Here is a 20,719-nt window from a genome sequence, read left to right as displayed (position 1 = left end):
ACTGTACATCATTCAAGGAATTCAACATGGCTGCAAAGCAAGTTTTCTTCGGTGACGACGCCCGTTCGCGCATCGTCCGTGGCGTCAACATCCTCGCCAACGCCGTCAAGACCACCATGGGCCCCAAGGGCCGCAACGTCGTGCTGGACCGTTCGTTCGGCGCCCCCACCGTGACCAAGGACGGTGTGTCCGTCGCCAAGGAAATCGAACTGAAGGACAAGTTCGAGAACATCGGCGCACAACTGGTCAAGGAAGTCGCCTCCAAGACCTCCGACAATGCCGGTGACGGCACCACCACTGCCACCGTGCTGGCCCAATCCATCGTCGAGGAAGGCCTCAAGTACGTGGCCGCCGGCATCAGCCCGATGGACCTCAAGCGCGGCATCGACAAGGCCGTCGCGGTCGCCGTCGACGAACTGCACAAGCTCTCCAAGCCCTGCACCACCAGCAAGGCCATCGCCCAGGTCGGCTCGATCTCGGCCAACAGCGACGCCTCGGTGGGCGAGATCATCGCCAACGCGATGGACAAGGTCGGCAAGGAAGGCGTGATCACCGTCGAGGATGGCAAATCCCTGGAAAACGAGCTGGACGTCGTCGAAGGCATGCAATTCGACCGCGGCTACCTGTCGCCCTACTTCATCAACAACCCCGACAAGCAAGTCTCCGTCCTGGATGATCCGTACATCCTGATTTTCGACAAGAAGATCAGCAACATCCGCGACCTGCTGCCGGTGCTCGAGCAAGTCGCCAAGTCCAGCCGTCCGCTGCTGATCGTGGCCGAGGACGTCGAGGGCGAGGCCCTGGCCACCCTAGTCGTCAACAACATCCGCGGCATCCTCAAGACCACCGCCGTCAAGGCGCCGGGCTTCGGCGACCGCCGCAAGGCCATGCTCGAGGACATCGCCATCCTGACCGGTGGCACGGTGATCTCCGAGGAAACCGGCCTGTCGCTGGAAAAGGCCACCCTCGAATTGCTGGGCCAGGCCAAGCGCATCGAGGTTGCCAAGGAAAACACCACGATCATCGACGGCGCAGGCGATGGCAAGAACATCGAGGCTCGCGTCAAGCAGATCCGCACGCAAATCGAGGAAGCCACCTCGGACTACGACCGTGAAAAGCTGCAAGAGCGCGTCGCCAAGCTGGCCGGCGGTGTGGCGGTGATCCGTGTGGGCGCCGCGACCGAAATCGAAATGAAGGAAAAGAAGGCCCGCGTCGAGGACGCCCTGCACGCCACGCGCGCCGCGGTCGAGGAAGGCATCGTTCCGGGCGGCGGTGTGGCCCTGATCCGCGCCAAGGCCGCGGTGGCCAAGCTCAAGGGCGATAATGCCGACCAGGACGCCGGCATCAAGCTGGTCCTGCGCGCCATCGAATCGCCGCTGCGCACCATCGTCACCAACGCCGGTGATGAGGCCAGCGTGATCGTCAACGCGGTCGAGCAAGGCGAGGGCAACTACGGCTACAACGCCGCCACCGGCGAGTACGGCGACCTGGTCGAGCAAGGCGTGATCGACCCGACCAAGGTCACCCGCACGGCGCTGCAAAACGCTGCGTCCGTCGCCAGCCTGCTGCTGACGACCGAGGCCGCCGTGGCCGAACTGCCCGAGGACAAGCCGGCTCCGGCCATGCCCGACATGGGCGGCATGGGTGGCATGGGCGGCATGGGCGGCTTCTAAGCCCTCCCGCCGCGGCCGATGCCTTCGGACATCGGCCATCCCGGCAATGCCAAGAAAACCCCCCGTTGCGATTACCCGCAACGGGGGGTTTTTCGTTGCCAGCCGGAATGCATTGCCTAAGCGGCGCGAGCCCATGGCCCGCCCATTGTGGCTCAAGCGTTACGAGTGCTACGATTTCTGTATTTTTATTTCAAACCTCAATGGGAAAACTTCATGGCCACCGACGGTAGCCCGTATGCTCATGACCTCGACGCCCCGACCTCGCCCCAACGGCGCAGCGTGCTGCAGGCCGCGTTGGCGGGCTCGATGCTGGGGCCGCTCGCGGCCTGCGGAGATTCCGGCTCGGATTCCGGGCCAATCGATTATTCGGCCACCATCCGGGACGGCCGGGCCGCAATCATCCAGGCAATGGCCGACACGGACACCTCGTCGGTGTCGGTGGCTCTCGCCGACGGCTCGCGCCTCGTCTGGCAACAGGCCTTCGGCACGATCGACGACGCCAACGGACAGCCCGCCGGCATCAATACGCTGTACAACATCGGCTCTGTCAGCAAGGTGTTCGCCGCCTTGGCAGTGATGATCCTGGTGGACCGGCGCCTGGTGGACCTGGACGCGCCGGCGAGCACTTACGTCCATGATTTCCAGATGCTGTCTCCGGAATTCGCAAACGTGACGGTTCGCATGCTGCTGAGCCATACGTCCGGATTCCCCGGTGCAAATTACAACAACATATTCTCATTCCAGCCTTTGCCGGGCTACGCCCGCAAGACGCAAACCGTGCTGGCGGGCGAACACCTGAAGCACACACCGGGCGAGCTGGCGGTGTATTGCAACGATGGATTCACCATGGCCGAGCGCGTTGTCGAAGAGGTCAGCGGAAAGTCCTACGCGGTCTTTGTAACCCAGGAAATTCTGGGGCCGTTGGGCATGAGCCTCAGCCGCTACCCGCTGGCTCCTTATCCAGCCGGCAGTTTCGCCCACGCGCGATTCAAGGGTGCGGACCAAAGCCAGGAGTTCGTCAACGCGTACGGCACGGGCGGCCTGAGCAGCACGCCGACCGAAATGATGAACCTGGCCATGATGTTCCTACAGGGGGGCGAGTTCAATGGCCGGCGGATCCTCTCGCGCGAGGCGGTTGCGGAAATGGGCCGCGACCAGACGACCGGCACCATGCTGAATCCGACACCGCAGTGGAAATGGGGCCTGGGCTGGGATCAGACCGATCATCCGGGTCTGCGCGCAGTCGGCTTTACTTGCTGGGAGAAAAACGGCGGCACGACCTTTTTCGGCAGCGATCTTTTTGTGATGCCCGACACCGGGCTGGCCGTGATGATCACCGGTACGACCAGCGCGTACGGTGCGGGCAGGCTGGCCGAACGCATCCTGCTGCACGCCCTGGTCGACAAGCGGCTGTTGCCGCAACTTCCGCCGCCCCTGCCGGCCGCGCCGCCACCGGCCGTGACCGCCGACGATGCGGTGCTCGATGCCATCACTGGGTATTACGGCAGCTTCGAAGGCGTCAGCCGGGTGGACAAGAACGGCGACCGATCCATGACTCTCTTTCGCCACGAAGCCGGTGCGTGGACGACCGTAGCCGCCGGGCTGCGCCTGCGCGACGACGGCTGGTTTTCCACCGAGGGCTCGCCACGGTCCTTTCGCCTGGTCGACAGCGGCCCCTACCGCTATCTGATCATGCGTTTCACGAACATCGACGGACATTATCGGAACTCCATGCCGTACGGCCAGCAGATTACGGCCGCCCCCGCCCTCTCGGCGAGCTGGCAGGGCCGGTTGGGAAAAAGCTGGGTGCTGATCAACGAACATGAATCATCGACGATGCTCAATGTCGACTCGCCCCGCGTGACGCTGACCGAAATCGCCGAGTTGCCCGGATATGTGCAGATCGACGGCCGCCAGCCGCTGCTGCCAGACACCAATCTACGCACTCACCAGTTCCTGAAGATTCCGGTGAATTTTGGACGCGACTTGTATGAGCTGGTCGTGCGGATGCAAGGGGCCGAGGAATGGCTGGCTCTCGGGGGATATTTTTATCGACCGCTGGATTCCATCCCCCAACAGGCGGGGCCAGGCGGACTGGACGTCCCCATCGGCGCGGATGGCTACTCCGAATGCGTGAAACTGAGCGGCGCGAACACATTGGCGGTGACGGGCGCGCGCGCCTGGCGGCTATACGACGATGGGTGGAATGTGCTCGAGTTCAAAGAGGGGGACGGCAGCGCAAGCCTGCCGACCGGCACCGATGCCTTCGTCATGATCCACGGCGAGCCCGCGAGCCTGGCCCGGGCCACGCTGGCCTGAGCGCGATAGGGTGCGCCCGAGCCTATGGACGATCGGCCGGCATGGGCGCGCGGCTATTCGCCCCCTTCCATTACAATGCCGACGTCACCCCCTCCGGCGCAGCCATGAACCGATCCTCACCCTACAAGAGCACCGGCGGCTTGGTCCGCATCGTGCGCGCCTTCGGCTATTCGCTGCAGGGCCTGGGCGCGGCATGGCGGCACGAGGCGGCCTTCCGGCAAGAGGTCGCGCTGGCGGTGATCCTGATTCCGCTGGGTCTGTGGCTGGGCACATCCGCCCTCGAACGCCTGCTGCTGGCGGGCGTACTGGTCCTGGTGCTGGTGGTCGAGCTGCTCAATTCCGCGGTCGAGGCCCTGGCCGATGCGATCAGCACGGGCCACGATCCACTGCTGGGCCGCGCCAAGGATATCGGCAGCGCCGCGGTGCTGCTGACGCTGCTGCTGGCCGCCGCCACCTGGGCCGCCGTACTGCTGCCGCGCGTCTTGCCGGACTAGCGCCCGCGGGCGGCGGCCCGCGCGGCGGTATTCCATTGCATAATGCGCATGTCCGTGCGCCGCAGCCGCCATCGCGCGCTCACCGCCAGGCCGAGGCATTCGCCACGCACGCCGCCAACCATTCGATGCCAACTGCCCGATATGAACTTCATCGAAAAATTGAACCGCGCCTGGAAAACCCAGGATTCTCTGCTGATGGTGGGTCTGGATCCCGACTCCCAACGGCTCCCGGCCGGACTGGCCGAGCGACCAGACGGGGTATTCGAGTTCTGCCGAGCGATCGTCGACGCCACCGCGCCCTACGCCTGCGGCTTCAAGCCGCAAATCGCCTATTTCGCGGCGCTGGCGGCCGAGGATCAATTGCAGGCCATTTGCCGCTACATCCGCGAGCATCATCCGGCGCTGCCGATCGTGCTGGATGCCAAGCGCGGCGACATCGGCAGCACGGCGGCCCAGTACGCCCGCGAGGCCTACGAGCGCTATGGCGCCGACGCGGTAACGGTCAACCCGTACATGGGACGGGATTCCATACAACCCTACCTGGACTACGGCGACCGCGGCGTGATCATTCTATGCCGGACCTCGAATGTCGGCGGGGCCGACCTGCAGGACATGCGGCTGGCCAACGGCACGCCGCTGTACCTGCACTTGGCCGACCAGGTGGCCCGGGTCTGGAACACCACGGGCCAGTGCGCATTGGTGGTGGGGGCCACCTACCCGGAGGAAATCGGCCTGGTGCGCCAGCGGGTGGGGGACATGCCGCTGCTGATCCCGGGCATCGGCGCCCAGGGCGGCGACATCCGCACCACCGTCCGGGCCGGTCGCACGCCGGCGGGCCTGGGCATGATGGTCAATTCGTCACGCGCGATCCTGTATGCCAGCGATGGCGAGGACTGGGCCGAGGCGGCGGCCAAGGCCGCCCGCGCCACGCGCAGCGCCATCCGGCTGGCCTTGATGAAGGACCACTGACCAGCGCCGAGGCTCAGCGCCGCCGCGTTTCCTCGAGCACGGCGCGCAGAGCGAAGCCCACCGCAGCCCGGCGGACGGCCTCGCGATCGCCCTCGAACACGTGGGTGGCGGCGCGCGTCACGATGCCCTGCCCCGCCCGACGCGCGATGCCGAAGCACACCATCCCCACAGGCTTGCCTGGCGTGGCGCCGTCCGGCCCGGCGATCCCGGTGGTGGACAGCGCCAGGTGCGCGGCACGCGCGCAGGCCAACACCCCAGCCGCCATCTCCATGGCGGTTTCCTCACTGACCGCGCCGAAGCGCTCGAGCGTATCGGTGCCCACACGCAACTGCTCGACCTTGGCGGCATTGCTGTAGGTGACGAAGCCGCGATCGAACCAGGCGCTGGAGCCCGGCCGCGCGGTGAGCGCCGCGGCCAAAAGGCCGCCGGTGCAGGATTCCGCGCAGGCGCAGACCCAACCCGCGGCCCGCAACGCGGCGCCGACTTCGCCGGCGAGAATCTCGAGGTCCCGCTTGACCATCATCCGCCTCCCATGCGTACGATCACCGCCATCACCAGCAGGGTATAGACCGCCGCCAGCACATCATCCAGCATCACGCCGAAGCCGTTCTTGAGCCGCCGGTCGAAAGTCCGGATCGGCGGCGGCTTGAAGATGTCGAAAATCCGAAACAGAACGAAGCTGAGCGCCTGCATCCAGAGGCCGCCGGGCGTCAGCCACAGCACCAGCCAGAAGGCGACGATCTCGTCCCACACCATGCCACCGTGGTCGGGCTCCCCGAGGGCGAGGCCGCACCGCTGACAGGCCCAGCACCCCAGCACAAAAGACGCCACGAGAATCACGGCGACCCAGGGATCCGGCACGCGGGACAGCAACGCGGCCCACAATGCCCAGCCCACGAGCGTGCCCCAGGTCCCCGGCGCCGGGTGCAGCAGGCCCGAGCCCAGGCCGAAGGCAATGACGCGACTGGGGCGCGAAAACACCCAGGCCGCGGTCGGATGCTGCGGATTTTTCTTAGCCATGATCGTCAGGCGCCGTTCGCGCCCTCACCCACGAAATGGTCGTAGCCGCCCCGTCCGACGGACAGGACGGCGCCGTCGGCGTCCAGCACGCGCAAGGCGTCCCCGCGCGTCACCACGCCGATCCGCGACACCGGCACATCCAGCATGCGCGCGGTGGCCTGGATCTGTTCGCGCCGCTTGGGCGTAGCGGTGAAGCAGAGCTCGTAACAGTCACCACCCCCCAATATGATGTCGCGGCGTACGTTTTCGTCCAGGCCGTCGAGCATCGGAGCCGCCGGAATCCGGTCGAACATGAGGTCCGCGCCACAATGGCTGGCTCGCAGAATATGACCGAGGTCTTGCAAGAGCCCGTCGGAAATATCCAGGGCCGCGCGCCCCATCCCGGCCAGCCGCTGGCCGAATCGCAGGCGCGGCCAAGGCCGCTCGAGCGCCGGACGGGCGGCGGCAAGCCGCGCCGCGTCTGCGGGCAGACGCCCCTGCATCAAACGCAAGGCCAGCTCCGCGGCACCCAGCTCGCCCGTCACCCAGATATCGTCGCCGACCTTGGCCGCGTCCCTGCGTAAGGCGTGGTTGCGGCGGACCTCGCCCATCACCGTGACGCTGATCACCACGCCGGCCGGATTGCGGGTGGTGTCGCCCCCGATCAGAGGGCATTGCGCCTGGCGCGAAAGCGTCTGGAATCCCCCCGAAAATCCCCGCAGCCAATGATGATCGATGCGCGGGATCGAGAGAGCCAGCGTGCACGCCAGGGGACGCGCGCCCATGGCCGCCAGGTCGGACAGGTTGACAGCCAGGGCCTTGTATCCCAGGTCCGCCGGGTCGACGTCGGCAAAGAAATGCTGGCCCTCGACCAGCATATCGCTGCTGACGGCCATCTGGAAACCGTGCGAGACCGATAACAGGGCGCAGTCGTCGCCCACGCCCAGCATGCCGGCGGGTGCCGGCCAGGCGAAATACCGTGTAATCAGATCGAATTCGCTATCGGGTCGCACAGGACCACCCTGGCTGCGTCAGCGTCGCGCACCAGCCTGGACCTCGGCCGGGCGTGCCTCGGCGGCGAGCTTGTCGAGCACGCCGTTGACGAAGCGGAAACCATCGGTGCCGCCAAACGACTTGGCCAATTCGACCGCCTCGTTGATGGCCACGCGGTAGGGAACCTCGACGTGCTGGACCAGCTCGAAGCTGCCAATCAGCAGGATCGCGTGCTCGATCGGCGAGAGCTCGGCGATCGGGCGGTCGATGTAGGGCTTGAAGCGCTCGCGCAGCGACTCGGCCTGCGATACCGTCCCCTGAAGCAGGATCTGGTACCACTGGATGTCGGCCTCGGCGAAATCCTCGCCGTCGCGCACATGCGCGTCGATTTCGCCGAGCTCGTCCAGGCCATCGCCGCCTCGCAGCAGCCAGGCGTAGATGCCCTGCAGGGCGAACTCGCGCGCCATGCGGCGCGCGCTGCGCGCGTTGCTGCGCCCCGCGCGCGCGCCCTTGGGCTCAGTCATCGGCGTCCTCGTCGTCGCCATCCTCATCATCGTCGTCATCGTAGTCGTCGTCCTCATCGGACTCGGGCTCGAGGGCCGCGACGAGGTTGGCCATCTCGACGGCCGCACGCGCGCAGTCCCGGCCCTTGTCGGCGGCGCGCACCTGCGCCTGCTCGTCCGTATCGGTGGTCAGCACGCCGTTGGCCACCGGGATGCCGGTCTCGAGGGCCACCCGGCTGATCGCCGCGGCACTCTCGTTGCTGACGAGTTCGAAGTGATAGGTTTCGCCGCGAATCACCGCACCCAGGGCGATCAGCGCATCGAACTCGAAAGTCTCGGCCATTTGGGCCAGTGCCACGCCCATCTCGAGCGCGCCGGGCACCGTCACCACCATGACGTCGCGCTCGTCCACGCCCAACGCGGAGAGCTCGTTGAGGCAGGTTGCGAGCTCGGCCTCGCCGATTTCGGCGTTGAAGCGGGAGCGCACGATGCCGATGTGCAGGCCTTCCCCATTCATGTCAGGAGTCATCACGTAAGGATTCATAGTCCGCATCCATCATCAAGTATCGGCACGGGAGTCGCCGGGTTCACTATGGTAACCCGTAATGGTCAGCGCAAAACCCGCCATGCTGGGCATTTTGCGCGGCCTCGCCAGCAGGCGCGCGCGACCCACGCCCAGGTCGCGCAGGATTTGCGCGCCGATGCCGAAAGTGCGCAGGCCGCTGCGCCCGCCATCGGCCTGGCGGGCCGGGGATTGCTCGTCCAGACCCCGGTTCCAGGCGCCGAGCTGGCTGAACACCAGGCCCTCGATCCCCTCGCAGTTCATCAGCACCAGCACACCGCTGGGCGCGGCCTGGATCGCGCGCAACGCGGCCGGGATCGTCCAGCTATGACGCGTGGGCCCCTCGCACAGGAGGTCGAGCACGCTGGTGGGCTCATGGACGCGCACCAGGGCTTCTGTGTCCGAGTTCACCTGGCCGTGGACCAGGGCAAGGTGTGGCGCGTTGGAGGCCAGGTCCTTGTAGGCGACGATGCGGAACTGGCCCCAGGGCGTCTGCGCCTCGCGCTCGCTCAAGCGCTCGATCATGGACTCGTGCTCGCCGCGGTACTGGATCAGATCGGCGATCGTGCCGATCTTGAGCCCATGGCGGCGCGCGAAAACCTTGAGATCCGGCAGCCGCGCCATGGTGCCGTCGGGCTTGAGGATCTCGCAGATCACGGCGGCTGGGGTCAGGCCCGCCATGGCCGTCAGGTCGCAACCCGCCTCGGTGTGACCAGCGCGCACCAGAACCCCACCCTGCACCGCGCGCACGGGAAAGATATGACCTGGCTGCACCAGATCGGCCGGACGGGCATCGCGCGCAACCGCCGCCTGGATGGTCCGGGCCCGGTCGGCGGCGGAAATCCCGGTCTGCACCCCTTCGGCGGCCTCGATGGAGACCGTGAAATTGGTGCCGTATCGCGTCCCGTTCTGGTTCGCCATCAGCGGGAGCTGCAGCTGCCGGCAGCGGTCCTGGGTCAGGGTGAGGCACACCAGGCCGCGCGCGTGCGTGACCATGAAATTGACCGCGTCCGGCGTGACGAAATCCGCCGCCATGACGAGGTCGCCCTCGTTCTCGCGATCCTCCTCGTCGACCAGGATCACCATGCGTCCGGCGCGCAGCTCGGCGACGATCTCGGGGACCGGAGAAATTTCGAAGGATTGCGCCGCCTCGAAGTCGGCGTCGGTACTTACGCTCATAGTTGGCCTACAAAGTGAATCGAATCGTTTGGCATCCGCCCGGTGTCCGGCCCCTCAAGCCCGCCCGCCGAGCAGGGCATCCGCGAACTCGGCGGCGACGAAAGGCTGGAGATCGTGCATGCCCTCGCCCACGCCGATCCAGTAGACGGGGACCGGGCGCACGCCCTGACTGCCGGCCGCAACCGCCGCCAGGGTGCCGCCCTTGGCCGTGCCGTCGAGCTTGGTCACCACCAGCCCGGTGAGCTGCAAGGCGGCGTCGAAGGCGCGTATCTGGGATATGGCATTTTGGCCCGTGTTGCCGTCGACCACCAGCAAAACCTCATGCGGCGCGGCGGCATCGGCCTTGCCGATCACACGCTTGATCTTCTTGAGCTCCTCCATCAGGTGGAGCTGGGTGGGCAAACGCCCGGCGGTATCGATCAGGACCACGTCCGCCCCCCGGGCCCGGCCGGCGTTGACCGCATCGAAGGCGACCGCGGCCGGATCACCGCCTTCTTGGGCGATCACCGTCACATGGTTGCGCGCGCCCCAGGCCAGGAGCTGCTCGCGCGCCGCCGCCCGGAACGTATCGCCCGCCGCCAGCAGCACGCTGGCCCGGCGCGCCTGCAGGGCATGCGCGAGCTTGCCGATGGAGGTGGTCTTGCCGGCGCCGTTGACGCCGGCGATCATCACCACCATGGGTGCGGCTTCCCCCACCACAAAGGGTTTTTCCAGGACCTTCAAGTGCTCGGCCAGGATATCGCGCAGGGCGGCCTTGACCGCCGCGGGATCCTCGAGGCGCTCTTTGCGCACCCGCGCGCGCAGGGCGGTGAGGAGTTTTTCCGTGGCCTCGACCCCGGCATCGGCCATGATGAGCGCGGTCTCGAGTTCGTCGAACAGGGCCTCATCGACCTTGACGTTCACGAACAGGCCACCGAGGCTCTGGCCGGTGCGCGACAGGCCGCGCCGCAGGCGCGACAGCCATGAACCCCCGTCCGCCCCAGGCTCGTCCACCTCGAGCGGCGGCGCATCGGGCCGGTCCGACCAGGCATCCGGCGGCTGGACCGCCTCGACGGGCTCCACGTGGGGCTCGGCGGCCTTGGCGGCCTCAGCGGGGACGGCGGCGGGTGGCATCGCCTCCTGCTCCGCCTGCGCCGCGGCCAGGGCCTGCGCGAGGCGCGCCTCGTCGGGCGGTGCCTCGGGGGCGGCGATCACCTCTTCGAGCGCGTCCTCCGCGGGTTTTCTGCGTTTAAAAAAGCTGAACATACGATTTACACTAGCCGATCCAGCAATTGACCGAAGCACGGACCCGGCCTCCGGGCGCCGCATGAAAAAACACCAAGTTCGTATTGTAGGCGGTGAATACCGCCGCACGCCGATTCCGGTGATCGAGGCCGAACATCTGCGGCCCACGCCCGATCGCGTGCGCGAGACGCTCTTTAACTGGCTGTCCCATTTCTGGGACGGCGCCTTCGCCGACAAGCGCGTGCTGGACTTGTTCGCCGGCACGGGGGCGCTGGGCTTCGAAGCGGCCTCACGCGGCGTCGCGCACGCGCGGCTGGTCGAATGCTCGCCGGCGGCGCTGGCGGCCCTGCGCAAGCTCCAGATCCGCCTCGGGGCCACCGCTCGCGTGAGCATCCACGCGGGCGACGCACTGGCCTTCCTGAGGGCGCAATCCGGGCCGGAATACGATCTGCTGCTGCTCGATCCGCCGTTTCACCAGGGCTGGATCGAGCGCCTTTGGCCGCTGCTGGGCCGCGCGCTGCGGCCCGGCGGCCTGGCATACATCGAGACCGAGGGAACCCTGCGGGACTTCCCACCCGCGTTCAGTCTCCTGCGCGAGGCGCGTGCCGGCCAGGTGCACGTCCTCCTCCTCCAATTTGCTGCATTGCAAAAAACGATGAATAATCCCGAAACATGGCCTTCGCCCACCCCGGGCGGACCACCACCCAACGACAACGATACGGAGACCGCATGATCACCGCCGTCTATCCTGGAACCTTCGATCCCCTGACCCGAGGCCATGAGGATCTCGTACGGCGTGCGGCAAGCCTGTTCGACCGTGTGGTGGTCGGGGTGGCCCACAGCCAGAACAAGCGTCCGTTCTTCACCGTCGACGAGCGCGTCGAGATCGCCCGCGAGGTGCTGGGCCATTATCCGAACGTCGACGTGCGCAGCTTCGCCGGCCTGCTCAAGGATTTCGTCCGCGAGCAGGATGGCCGCGTGATCGTACGGGGATTGCGCGCCGTCTCGGACTTTGAGTATGAGTTCCAGATGGCGGGCATGAACCGCCACCTGCTGCCCGAGGTCGAGACCCTGTTCATGACGCCCTCGGACCAGTATCAGTTCATCTCGGGCACGATCGTGCGTGAAATCGCCATCCTCGGGGGCGACGTGAGCAAATTCGTCTTTCCGTCGGTCGAGCGCTGGCTGCACAGCAAGGCCAAAGCCGTGCGCGAAGGCCGCAACACGGCCGAAGAATAAGCGCGGCCCGCCTCGGCGGGCCACCGCCGGGGCCTCAAGGCCAGACGACCGGCTCCGCCTCAGGATGGACCTTGACCAGGCGCGCGGGCCTGCCCAGCAGTTCCGCGAGCCAAGCGGCCGCCAGGTCGCCCTCGTCGACCACGCGCACGGCCTGCGACCCTACGCGAGCCTCCCCCACGACGCTGTCATCGTCCTCGATGACATCCATCGGGATGTCCAGGCGCAGCATGCCCGGCGCGCGCAAGACCAGATAGCCGAAGCGGATGCCGAGCTCGATCCGGGCCAGGCCCTCGGCACGCGAGGCGTCCAGCCATTCGCGGTCTTCATCCACCACCAGCCAACGCCGGTCATAGGCGGGGGCACCGGGATGGTCCAGAGCCTGGCAGGCCGCGATGGGGGTGCTTAAGGGGTTTGTCGTCATGGGTGAACGGTCTCTTTTTCAAGTTCAGGAATCGTGGGCCGGGCCCCGGCTATTGGCCGAGCAGGCCCTTGAGGGCCTCGCCGATGCGTTTGACCGGATCGGGGCTCTTGGCCGGCGCAGGCGGGGCCGCCGGCCCCGCCTGCGCCCCCGAGGGCGTGGCCGAGGGAATAAGCCCACCCGGGAGCAGCTCCATCAAGCCCGATTTGACGGCATCCTTGATGGCCTGGTTGCGCACACCGGACCACTGCACTTCGTAGGCCGGGTGATCGAAAGGCCCCGAAATCCGCAGCGGCAAGGTGGCGCCCAGCAGGGGCCCGATGACCCCGGCCAGGGGTTTGGGCGCCCGGCTGGTGATCTGGACGTTGAGCACCAGATCCAGCCGTCGAGCCGGCAGATCGATGCCCGCCGGCCGCCCCTCGGAGACCCGGACCAGATCCGAGACCAGGGAAAGCTTCGAAAGCTTGCCCTGTCCCCGCAGGAAATCGACCCGACCGTCGAAGGCACTGAAGGTCGTACGGCGGTTCTCCTCGAACGGATTGGACATGGCCCCGGGCTGGCCCTTCAGGACATTGCCCAGGACCGCCGCGGCGTCCTCAAGGGATTGCGAGGCGCTGATGCCGTGCACGGCACCGTCCCGCACCTGCCAAGTGACCCGCCCCTCGAGCGCGCGCAGCACGGCGTCGACCGTATCCCCCTGGGCGCGCACATCGACGCGCACGCCAGCGGTGCCCGACAAGCGTCCCTGGCCGGTCAGCGCCCGCATGAAGGGCTCGACCGCCACCTTGTCGAGCGCAAGCTGTGCGGCCAGCGCCTGCGCGGAGGTAGCGCTGAAGCTGCCGCTCAGCGTGCCTTCGTAGAGGCTGGCCACCAGTTTGGAGACCTGGAGCGCATTCTTCTGGATGCCCACATCCGCCGACAGACCGCGCAGTTGGAGGTCGCGCACGCGCAGATCGTCGATCTTGATGGTCCCGGCGATGTCCTGGCCCTCGAGGAACGACAGATCGATCCGGGTCTCGGCCGCTGGGGTCGCCGCCGCCTGCGGTGCGGCCTCGGCGGCCTTGTCGTCCACGGCGGCGGCCCCACCACCGTCCTTGTCCTTGGGGGCCTTGGCCGCCGGACTCGGCGGCGGCTCGAGCCAGCGGTTCAGGTCGAGTTTGTCGGCGGTCAGCGAAAACCGCGTCTGCGGATCGGCCAGGCGCTGGGTCTGGGACTTGAATGCAAACTGCCCGCCCTCGATCACCGCATTGATGTCGGCGTCCAGGGTGTCCTTGATCTGATCCAGATGCACGCTGCCGATCATCGGAAACTCGAACTCCGGCCTCGGCGAGGCCGGATCCCGGATGCTCAGATCGCCTTTGATCGCCGACAGAGAGCCCTTGCGCAAGGACCGGTCCCAGGTCACAGGCGACGCGAGCTGGAGCCGCGTCAGACGATCGCCATGCGCGATCCCGCCATCCAGTGTCATCGCCCGCAGGCGCAGCTCGTTGGCGTTGCCCGCCAGGCCCTCGAGGCCGAACGCGAGCGCGAGTTTGTCCTCGCCCGAGACCTTGACCGTGCCCGTCACCGGTTCGCCCTGCGCGGACTCGGGGGAAATCGCCAGCGAGGGCGCATCGAACGCCACCTCCATGTCGCCATGTTCGCCCTTGCCGGAAGCGCGCAGCGCGAGCTTGTCGATCTGCAGCTCGTTATTGCGCTGATCGAGGCGGATCTGGGGCGCCGACAGGGTGGCCTTCAGGCCAGCGACCGGGTGGGCGCCCAACACGTCGCCCGATACCGTGAGCTCGAGATTGCCGGCCGAGAAAGTGCGCTCGGTCCCGTTGTAGGCGAGGTTGCCCTTGAGCGCCGCCACGGCCTTGTCCAGATTGCCGGCGCGCCCCGTGAATTGGACGTTGATCTTTTGCGCGCCGTAGCCCCGCTGCGCCGGATTCAGCCTGAGCAGCGCCTGCGCCTCGAAATGCGCATCGAGCTTGGGGTCCTGGCCGACGAGCGCGCCCTTGACCGAGACATCGAAGGGCTGGTCGTAGGTCACCCGACCGGTGGCCGCCTCAATGCCCGAGACTGTCGCAGACAGACCCTCGCGCTGATCCAGGTAATGGATCTGGCCGTCCTTGAGCTCGAGGCCGGCGATATCGATGTCGAGCTCGGTCCGCTGCACCTCGGAGGCCGCCAGGGCCACGGGCGCCGTGGCCGCCACGGCGGCCCCGGTGGTGCCGGCGGCCGGAGGCGCCCCGGCGGTCCCCGGCCCGGAGGCGACCAGATCGTCGAAATTGAACCGTCCGTCGGCATCGCGGGTCACCCAGGCCTTCAAGCCACTGACCGCCACATGATCGACCACAAGCCGGTTGGACAACAGCGGCCAGATCGCCACGGCGAAGCGCGCGCCGTCGATCGACACGAAGACATCCTCACCCTCGCGGTTGGACAACGACACGTCGCGCACCGACAGCCCGATGCGCGGAAACAGCGAAAGGCCGATATCCCCCTTGATCGTCAAAGTGCGATGGTAGTGCTCATAGACAAGATTCTGGATCTTGTCCTTGTACGCGTTCGGATTGAACGTCAACAGGAAAATGGCCAGGCCCACGGTCGCCGCGATGACCACGACGACCAGGCTGAATACGGTCCGTTTCAACCAGACGTTCATATGAATCCTGCATCACCCGTAAGCTGCGGCCCACCGTCCGGCGGGCAATACCCAGCATGCTAACCCATGGCGCCGCCGCATACGATGCCGACGGCTCCCCCATACACCCTGTTTCATTCCTGACCGTTATCAACAGGGACATCGGGGCCGTTGTATATAACCATAAGAAATAAAGACATTCGAGAAATTTCTCCCGGGAGCCAGACTTACCCGTTACGATTGAATGTTCGCCCCGACTGGCGGCGCCCTCAGGAAACACGACAGGACACCCGATGAGCCATAAATTCGACACCCTCGCGATTCACGCCGGCTACTCCCCGGACCCCACGACCAAGGCCGTGGCGGTGCCCATCTACCAGACCACCTCATACGCCTTCGACGATACGCAGCACGGCGCCGATCTGTTCGACCTCAAAGTCGCGGGCAATATCTACACCCGTATCATGAACCCGACGACCGACGTCCTCGAAAAGCGCGTGGCCGCGCTCGAGGGCGGCGTGGCCGCGTTGGCCGTCGCCTCGGGCATGACCGCCATCACCTACGCGATCCAGACCCTCGCCCAGGCCGGCGACAACATCGTCTCGACCAGCAAGCTCTATGGCGGCACCTATAACCTGTTCGCCCACACATTCCCGCGCCAAGGCCTCGAGGTCCGTTTTGCGCCGCACGACGATGTGGCCGCGATCGAGGCGCTGATCGACGACAAGACCAAGGCCGTATTCTGCGAATCCGTGGGCAATCCGGCCGGCAACATCGTCGATATCGAGGCCATCGCCCAGGCTGCCCACCGCCATGGCGTCCCCCTGATCGTGGACAACACCGTGGCCTCGCCCGCGCTGTGCCGCCCCATCGAATGGGGCGCCGACATCGTCGTGCACGCGCTCACCAAATACATGGGCGGGCACGGCAACAGCATCGCCGGCGCCATCGTCGATGGCGGCACCTTCCCCTGGGCCGAGCACAAAGACCGCTTCCCCATGCTCAACGAGCCCGATCCGTCCTACCACGGCGTGGTCTATACCGAGGCTTTCGGGCCGGCGGCCTTCATCGGACGCTGCCGCGTGGTCCCCTTGCGCAACACCGGGGGCGCACTGTCGCCCTTCAACGCATTCCTGATCCTGCAGGGCATCGAGACCCTGGGCCTGCGCATGGAGCGCCACAACAGCAACGCCCTGGCGGTCGCCCGTTTTCTCGCGTCGCACCCCGCCGTCGCCTGGGTGAATTACGCCGGCCTCGAAAACCACCCCGAGCATGCGCTGGCGAGCAAGTACATGGGCGGCCTGCCGGCCAGCATTCTGTCCTTCGGCATCGAAGGCGGCATCGAGGCGGGCGCCCGCTTCATCGACGCGCTGCAGCTCATCCTGCGACTGGTCAACATCGGCGACGCCAAGTCCCTGGCCTGCCACCCGGCCTCGACCACGCACCGCCAACTCAGCCCTGAGGAGCTCGCCCGGGCCGGCGTGGGCGAGGATATGATTCGTCTATCCATCGGCATCGAGCACATCGACGACATCCTGGCCGATCTGGGCCAGGCACTGGCGGCCAGCCGGCGCTGAACGCACGCGACCGACCATCTAAGGAGGAACCATCCAATGAACAGAGCAGCAGCGGGGCGGCCATGCAGATAGGGGTCCCACGCGAGACGAGCCCCGGTGAAACCCGAGTCGCCGCAACACCCGAGACGGTCAAGAAGCTCGTCAAATCCGGCCATGCGTTCTATATCGAGCGCGGCGCCGGCGAGGCCGCGCACTATCCGGACGCGGACTACGAGCAGGCCGGCGCGCAACTCGTCGACGCCGCCACGGCGCTCGGCAGCGAACTGGTCTTCAAGGTGCGCGCGCCCGACGCGGCCGAGCGCGCGCGCATGCAGCGCGGCGCCTTGCTCGTGGGCATGCTTGATCCCTTCGATCGCGACAACCTGGACGCCATGGCCGAGGCAGGCCTGACCGCCTTCGCCCTCGAGGCTGCGCCGCGCATCACCCGCGCCCAGAGTCTGGACGTGCTGTCTTCGCAGGCCAACCTGGCCGGCTACAAGGCGGTGCTGCTGGCCACGCAACACTACGGCCGGATCTTCCCCATGATGATGACGGCCGCCGGCACGCTCAAGGCTGCCCGCGTGGTGATCCTGGGCGCCGGCGTCGCGGGCCTGCAGGCCATCGCCACCGCTCGGCGCCTGGGCGCCGTGGTCGAGGCCTCCGACGTACGGCCGGCCGCGCGCGAGCAGATCGAATCCCTGGGTGGGAAATTCATAGACGTGCCCTACGAGACCGACGAGGAGCGTGAGATCGCCGAGGGCGTGGGCGGCTATGCGCGCCCCATGCCCGCGGCCTGGATGGCGCGCCAGGCCGCGCTAGTGGCGGAACGCTGCAAACAGGCCGACATCGTGATCGCCACCGCGCTGATCCCGGGGCGCCCCGCGCCCACGCTGATCCAGCCCGAGACTGTCGAGGCCATGAGGCCCGGCTCGGTCATCGTCGATCTGGCCGTCGAGCGCGGCGGCAACTGCCCGCTCTCGGTGCGCGACCAGGTCGTGCGCCACGGCGGTGTCACGCTGGTCGGCATCGCCAATTTGCCGGCCCTGCTGCCCACCGACGCCTCGGCGCTGTACGCCCGCAATATTCTCGACTTCATGAAGCTGGTTGCCGACGCCGAGGGGCGTCTCGCCCTGGCCGAGGACGACGAGATCATCAAAGCCTGCATGGTCTGCAAGGACGGCCAGGTTCTCAGGAGCGCCTAATGGAAGCCGTCAATCCGACACTCGTCAACATCATCATCTTCGTGCTGGCCGTCTACGTGGGCTTTCACGTCGTGTGGAACGTCACCCCCGCCCTGCACACCCCGCTGATGGCGGTCACCAATGCCATCTCGGCCATCGTCATCGTGGGCGCCATGCTCGCCACCGGCCTGACCGAGGGATCGCTCGCCCAGTCCATGGGCGTGTTCGCCGTCGCCCTGGCCGCCGTCAACGTGTTCGGCGGATTCCTGGTCACTCAACGCATGCTGGAAATGTTCAAGAAAAAGGAACGCAAGGGAGGCCAGCGATGATCTCGATGGACCTCGTCACCCTCCTCTACCTGATCGCCTCGGTCTGCTTCATCCAGGCGCTCAAGGGCCTGTCACATCCGACGACCTCGCGGCGCGGCAATCTGTTCGGCATGGTGGGCATGGCGATTGCCATCCTCACCACGGCGGCGCTGATCATCAGCCTGGCGCGCGACGGCACCGGCGCCCTGGGCCTGGGGCGTGTCGTCCTGGGCCTGCTGATCGGCGGCACCATCGGCACGGTGCTCGCGCGCAAGGTCGAAATGACCAAGATGCCCGAGCTCATCGCCTTCATGCATAGCATGATCGGCCTGGCGGCGGTCGCCATCGCCACCGCCGTGGTCGCCGAGCCGCACGCCTTCGGCATCGCGGCGGCGGGCGCCCCCATCCCCACGGGCAACCGGCTCGAGCTGTTCATCGGCACCTTCGTGGGCGCGATCACGTTCTCGGGCTCGGTCATCGCCTTCGGGAAACTGTCGGGCAAGTACAAGTTCCGACTGTTCCAGGGCGCGCCAGTGGTCTTCGCGGGCCAGCACATGCTCAACCTCGCGCTGGCCATCATCATGCTGGCCTGCGGCTTCTGGTTCATGGCCGACCAGTCCTGGCTGCCCTTCGTGCTGATGGCCGTCATTGCCTTCGTGCTGGGCGTGCTGATCATCATCCCGATCGGCGGCGCGGACATGCCGGTCGTGATCTCGATGCTCAACAGCTACTCGGGCTGGGCGGCGGCGGGCATCGGCTTTTCGCTCAACAACCCCATGCTGATCATCGCCGGCTCGCTGGTGGGCTCTTCGGGCGCCATTCTGTCCTACATCATGTGCAAGGCGATGAACCGCTCGTTCTTCAACGTGATCCTGGGCGGCTTCGGTGCCGAACCCTCCTCGGCGAGCGCCGCCGGCGACGGCGCCCAGCGCAGCGTCAAGTCCGGCAGTCCCGACGACGCGGCGTTCCTCATGAGCAACGCCGAGTCGGTCACCATCGTCCCGGGTTACGGCCTGGCGGTGGCGCGCGCCCAGCACGCGCTCAAGGAACTCGCGGCCAAGCTCTCGGACCAGGGTGTCACGGTCAAGTACGCCATCCATCCGGTCGCCGGCCGCATGCCCGGCCACATGAACGTGCTGTTGGCCGAAGCCGAGGTGCCCTACGACCAGGTCTTCGAGATGGAGGACATCAACAGCGAGTTCAGCCAGACCGATGTGGTGCTGGTGCTGGGCGCCAACGACGTGGTCAACCCGGCGGCCAAGAACGACCCGAACTCGCCGATTGCCGGCATGCCCATCCTCGAGGCCTACAAGGCGCGCACCATCATCGTCAACAAGCGTTCGATGGCGGCGGGCTACGCGGGCCTGGACAACGAGCTGTTTTACATGGACAAGACCATGATGGTCTTCGGCGACGCCAAGAAGGTCCTCGAGGACATGGTTAAAACCCTCGAATAGAACCCGCGCCCCGATTGACGCCCGATGCCACCCATGCATAGCCGTGACGACCCGTGTCTGATCTCGCAGCCGCTCGAGATTCAGTCGATACTCAACGCCCTGCGGCGCCAGCGCGCGCTCGTGCGCCTCGAGGCGCACGACCACGCGACCTCGGTGATCTCGACCATACTCGCGATCGACCCCGCATCGGGCGATCTGTACCTGGACAACGCCGCGGCGGCCGACGTCAACACCCGGCTGCTGGCGGCACCGTCCGTATCCTTTCAGGCCACCCTCGACCGCATCCTGATCACGTTTCAAGGCGCGCTGTCGCCAACGCAATGGGAAAACGACCCGGCCTTCCGGATGGCACGCCCAACGGGCCTGCGGCGCCTGCAGCGCCGTGAGTTCTTCCGCGTGGAGGTTCCGGCGAGGAACCCGGCCACCTTCACGGTCACCGAGCCGCCGATGGAGGGCGCGAACGCCGTCTTTCCCCTCTACGACATCAGCGGCGGCGGGCTGCGCCTGATCGACAAGGACCGCCTGCTGGGCGAGACCATCGGCAAGATCTACACGGGCCGTCTCGACATGCCGGACGCGCAGGCCATCGAGCTCGGCCTGCGCATCATGCGCAGCGCCGAGCTTACCCTGGAAAATGGCAAGGGCACGCACACCGTGGCTTGCAAATACTTCAACCTGGGCACTCACAAGCAGATCGCCATCCAGCAATACATCAGCCTGCTGGAGCGGGCCGTCATGGCACGCCGCTGGGCCCTGGAATGAAACCGCGGCCGCGGCGCCCGGACGCACCGGCGCAGCGCGGCAACACTGGCTTTTACAGGAGATTTTTCATGCCCAGCATGCACATCGAGCTCTTTGAGGGGCGCAGCCCCGAAAAAAAACGCGAACTGGTCCAGGCGCTGACTGAACAAACCTGCAAGGTCCTCGGTTGCCGGCCCGATGCGGTCCACATCATTTTGACCGAAGTGCGCAAGGACCACTGGGCCACGGGTGGCGTGCTCTGGTCCGATAAATCCTGA

21 protein-coding genes are annotated in these 20,719 nt (G+C 66.7%); 12 read left to right on the top strand and 9 right to left on the bottom strand.

The genetic code is table 11. The annotated features are described in order from the left end of the window. Window positions 1-26: 26 nt before the first annotated feature. The 4 genes from groL (at window position 27) to pyrF (ending at window position 5,455) form a co-directional block, all read left to right on the top strand. Window positions 27-1,673, top strand: coding sequence for a chaperonin GroEL (gene groL / locus ABS761_RS05035; protein WP_350407006.1), 1,647 nt, complete (start codon window positions 27-29; stop codon window positions 1,671-1,673). A 213-nt stretch (window positions 1,674-1,886) separates the two neighbouring features. Further along, window positions 1,887-3,992 carry a serine hydrolase domain-containing protein gene (locus ABS761_RS05030; protein WP_350407005.1) on the top strand — a complete coding sequence of 702 codons (2,106 nt, stop codon included), beginning with the start codon at window positions 1,887-1,889 and terminating at the stop codon, window positions 3,990-3,992. Between the two features lie 104 nt (window positions 3,993-4,096). Then, window positions 4,097-4,486 (top strand): diacylglycerol kinase, encoded by a 390-nt coding sequence (locus tag ABS761_RS05025; protein WP_350407004.1) that lies wholly within the window; start codon window positions 4,097-4,099, stop codon window positions 4,484-4,486. A gap of 141 nt (window positions 4,487-4,627) precedes the next feature. After that, window positions 4,628-5,455, top strand: coding sequence for an orotidine-5'-phosphate decarboxylase (gene pyrF, locus ABS761_RS05020; protein ID WP_350407003.1), 828 nt, complete (start codon window positions 4,628-4,630; stop codon window positions 5,453-5,455). Window positions 5,456-5,468: 13 nt separating this feature from the next. Here pyrF and ABS761_RS05015 read toward each other — a convergent pair whose 3' ends face one another. From ABS761_RS05015 to ftsY, 7 genes are read right to left on the bottom strand one after another with little or no spacing between them, the layout of a single operon-like run. Beyond that, window positions 5,469-5,978, bottom strand: coding sequence for a CinA family protein (locus ABS761_RS05015; protein ID WP_502881382.1), 510 nt, complete (start codon window positions 5,976-5,978; stop codon window positions 5,469-5,471). Beyond that, window positions 5,975-6,475, bottom strand: a complete 501-nt coding sequence (locus ABS761_RS05010) for a phosphatidylglycerophosphatase A family protein (RefSeq protein WP_350407002.1) — start codon at window positions 6,473-6,475, stop codon at window positions 5,975-5,977. Before ABS761_RS05010 ends, ABS761_RS05015 begins: the two co-directional genes overlap by 4 nt. Before the next feature lie 5 nt (window positions 6,476-6,480). After that, complete coding sequence (thiL, locus tag ABS761_RS05005; protein WP_350407001.1) at window positions 6,481-7,467, bottom strand: thiamine-phosphate kinase; 987 nt, start codon at window positions 7,465-7,467, stop codon at window positions 6,481-6,483. A gap of 18 nt (window positions 7,468-7,485) precedes the next feature. Then, window positions 7,486-7,971, bottom strand: coding sequence for a transcription antitermination factor NusB (gene nusB / locus ABS761_RS05000; protein WP_350407000.1), 486 nt, complete (start codon window positions 7,969-7,971; stop codon window positions 7,486-7,488). Further along, on the bottom strand, window positions 7,964-8,494 hold the full coding sequence (ribH, locus tag ABS761_RS04995; protein ID WP_350406999.1) for a 6,7-dimethyl-8-ribityllumazine synthase: 531 nt from the start codon (window positions 8,492-8,494) through the stop codon (window positions 7,964-7,966). Before ribH ends, nusB begins: the two co-directional genes overlap by 8 nt. 15 nt (window positions 8,495-8,509) lie before the next feature. Continuing rightward, entirely contained in the window at window positions 8,510-9,691 is a 1,182-nt protein-coding gene (ribBA, locus tag ABS761_RS04990; protein ID WP_350406998.1) for a bifunctional 3,4-dihydroxy-2-butanone-4-phosphate synthase/GTP cyclohydrolase II, read from the bottom strand. A gap of 54 nt (window positions 9,692-9,745) precedes the next feature. Beyond that, window positions 9,746-10,936, bottom strand: a complete 1,191-nt coding sequence (gene ftsY, locus ABS761_RS04985) for a signal recognition particle-docking protein FtsY (protein ID WP_350406997.1) — start codon at window positions 10,934-10,936, stop codon at window positions 9,746-9,748. Window positions 10,937-10,997: 61 nt separating this feature from the next. Here ftsY and ABS761_RS04980 point away from each other — a divergent pair, with 61 nt between their 5' ends. Next, entirely contained in the window at window positions 10,998-11,648 is a 651-nt protein-coding gene (locus tag ABS761_RS04980; RefSeq protein WP_350406996.1) for an RsmD family RNA methyltransferase, read from the top strand. Further along, window positions 11,645-12,154 (top strand): pantetheine-phosphate adenylyltransferase, encoded by a 510-nt coding sequence (coaD, locus tag ABS761_RS04975; RefSeq protein WP_350406995.1) that lies wholly within the window; start codon window positions 11,645-11,647, stop codon window positions 12,152-12,154. The genes ABS761_RS04980 and coaD overlap by 4 nt, the downstream gene beginning before the upstream one ends. Before the next feature lie 34 nt (window positions 12,155-12,188). Here coaD and ABS761_RS04970 read toward each other — a convergent pair whose 3' ends face one another. Next, a complete protein-coding gene (locus ABS761_RS04970; protein WP_350406994.1) occupies window positions 12,189-12,575 on the bottom strand; it encodes an MOSC N-terminal beta barrel domain-containing protein in 387 nt (128 codons plus the stop codon). 49 nt (window positions 12,576-12,624) lie between these two features. Next, on the bottom strand, window positions 12,625-15,219 hold the full coding sequence (locus ABS761_RS04965; protein WP_350406993.1) for an AsmA family protein: 2,595 nt from the start codon (window positions 15,217-15,219) through the stop codon (window positions 12,625-12,627). Between the two features lie 272 nt (window positions 15,220-15,491). Here ABS761_RS04965 and ABS761_RS04960 point away from each other — a divergent pair, with 272 nt between their 5' ends. The 6 genes from ABS761_RS04960 (at window position 15,492) to ABS761_RS04935 (ending at window position 20,719) form a co-directional block, all read left to right on the top strand. Then, window positions 15,492-16,775: a bifunctional O-acetylhomoserine aminocarboxypropyltransferase/cysteine synthase gene (locus ABS761_RS04960; protein ID WP_350406991.1), complete on the top strand. Its 1,284-nt coding sequence runs from the start codon at window positions 15,492-15,494 to the stop codon at window positions 16,773-16,775. Between the two features lie 62 nt (window positions 16,776-16,837). Then, window positions 16,838-17,956: a Re/Si-specific NAD(P)(+) transhydrogenase subunit alpha gene (locus ABS761_RS04955; RefSeq protein WP_350406990.1), complete on the top strand. Its 1,119-nt coding sequence runs from the start codon at window positions 16,838-16,840 to the stop codon at window positions 17,954-17,956. Beyond that, window positions 17,956-18,264 (top strand): NAD(P) transhydrogenase subunit alpha part 2, encoded by a 309-nt coding sequence (locus ABS761_RS04950; RefSeq protein ID WP_269499821.1) that lies wholly within the window; start codon window positions 17,956-17,958, stop codon window positions 18,262-18,264. Before ABS761_RS04955 ends, ABS761_RS04950 begins: the two co-directional genes overlap by 1 nt. After that, complete coding sequence (locus ABS761_RS04945) at window positions 18,261-19,700, top strand: NAD(P)(+) transhydrogenase (Re/Si-specific) subunit beta (protein ID WP_350406989.1); 1,440 nt, start codon at window positions 18,261-18,263, stop codon at window positions 19,698-19,700. The genes ABS761_RS04950 and ABS761_RS04945 overlap by 4 nt, the downstream gene beginning before the upstream one ends. Window positions 19,701-19,733: 33 nt before the next feature. Further along, complete coding sequence (locus ABS761_RS04940) at window positions 19,734-20,462, top strand: flagellar brake protein (protein WP_350406987.1); 729 nt, start codon at window positions 19,734-19,736, stop codon at window positions 20,460-20,462. Beyond that, the gene (locus ABS761_RS04935) at window positions 20,459-20,719 is read left to right on the top strand and encodes a 4-oxalocrotonate tautomerase (protein WP_350406986.1); all 261 of its coding nucleotides are present in this window, start codon (window positions 20,459-20,461) and stop codon (window positions 20,717-20,719) included. The genes ABS761_RS04940 and ABS761_RS04935 overlap by 4 nt, the downstream gene beginning before the upstream one ends.

This window comes from Castellaniella sp. GW247-6E4, from assembly GCF_040276065.1.
In the GTDB taxonomy this organism is placed as follows: domain Bacteria; phylum Pseudomonadota; class Gammaproteobacteria; order Burkholderiales; family Burkholderiaceae_B; genus Castellaniella.
Note: the sequence above shows the minus strand (reverse complement) of the source record. Positions and strands in the feature narration are given on the sequence as shown.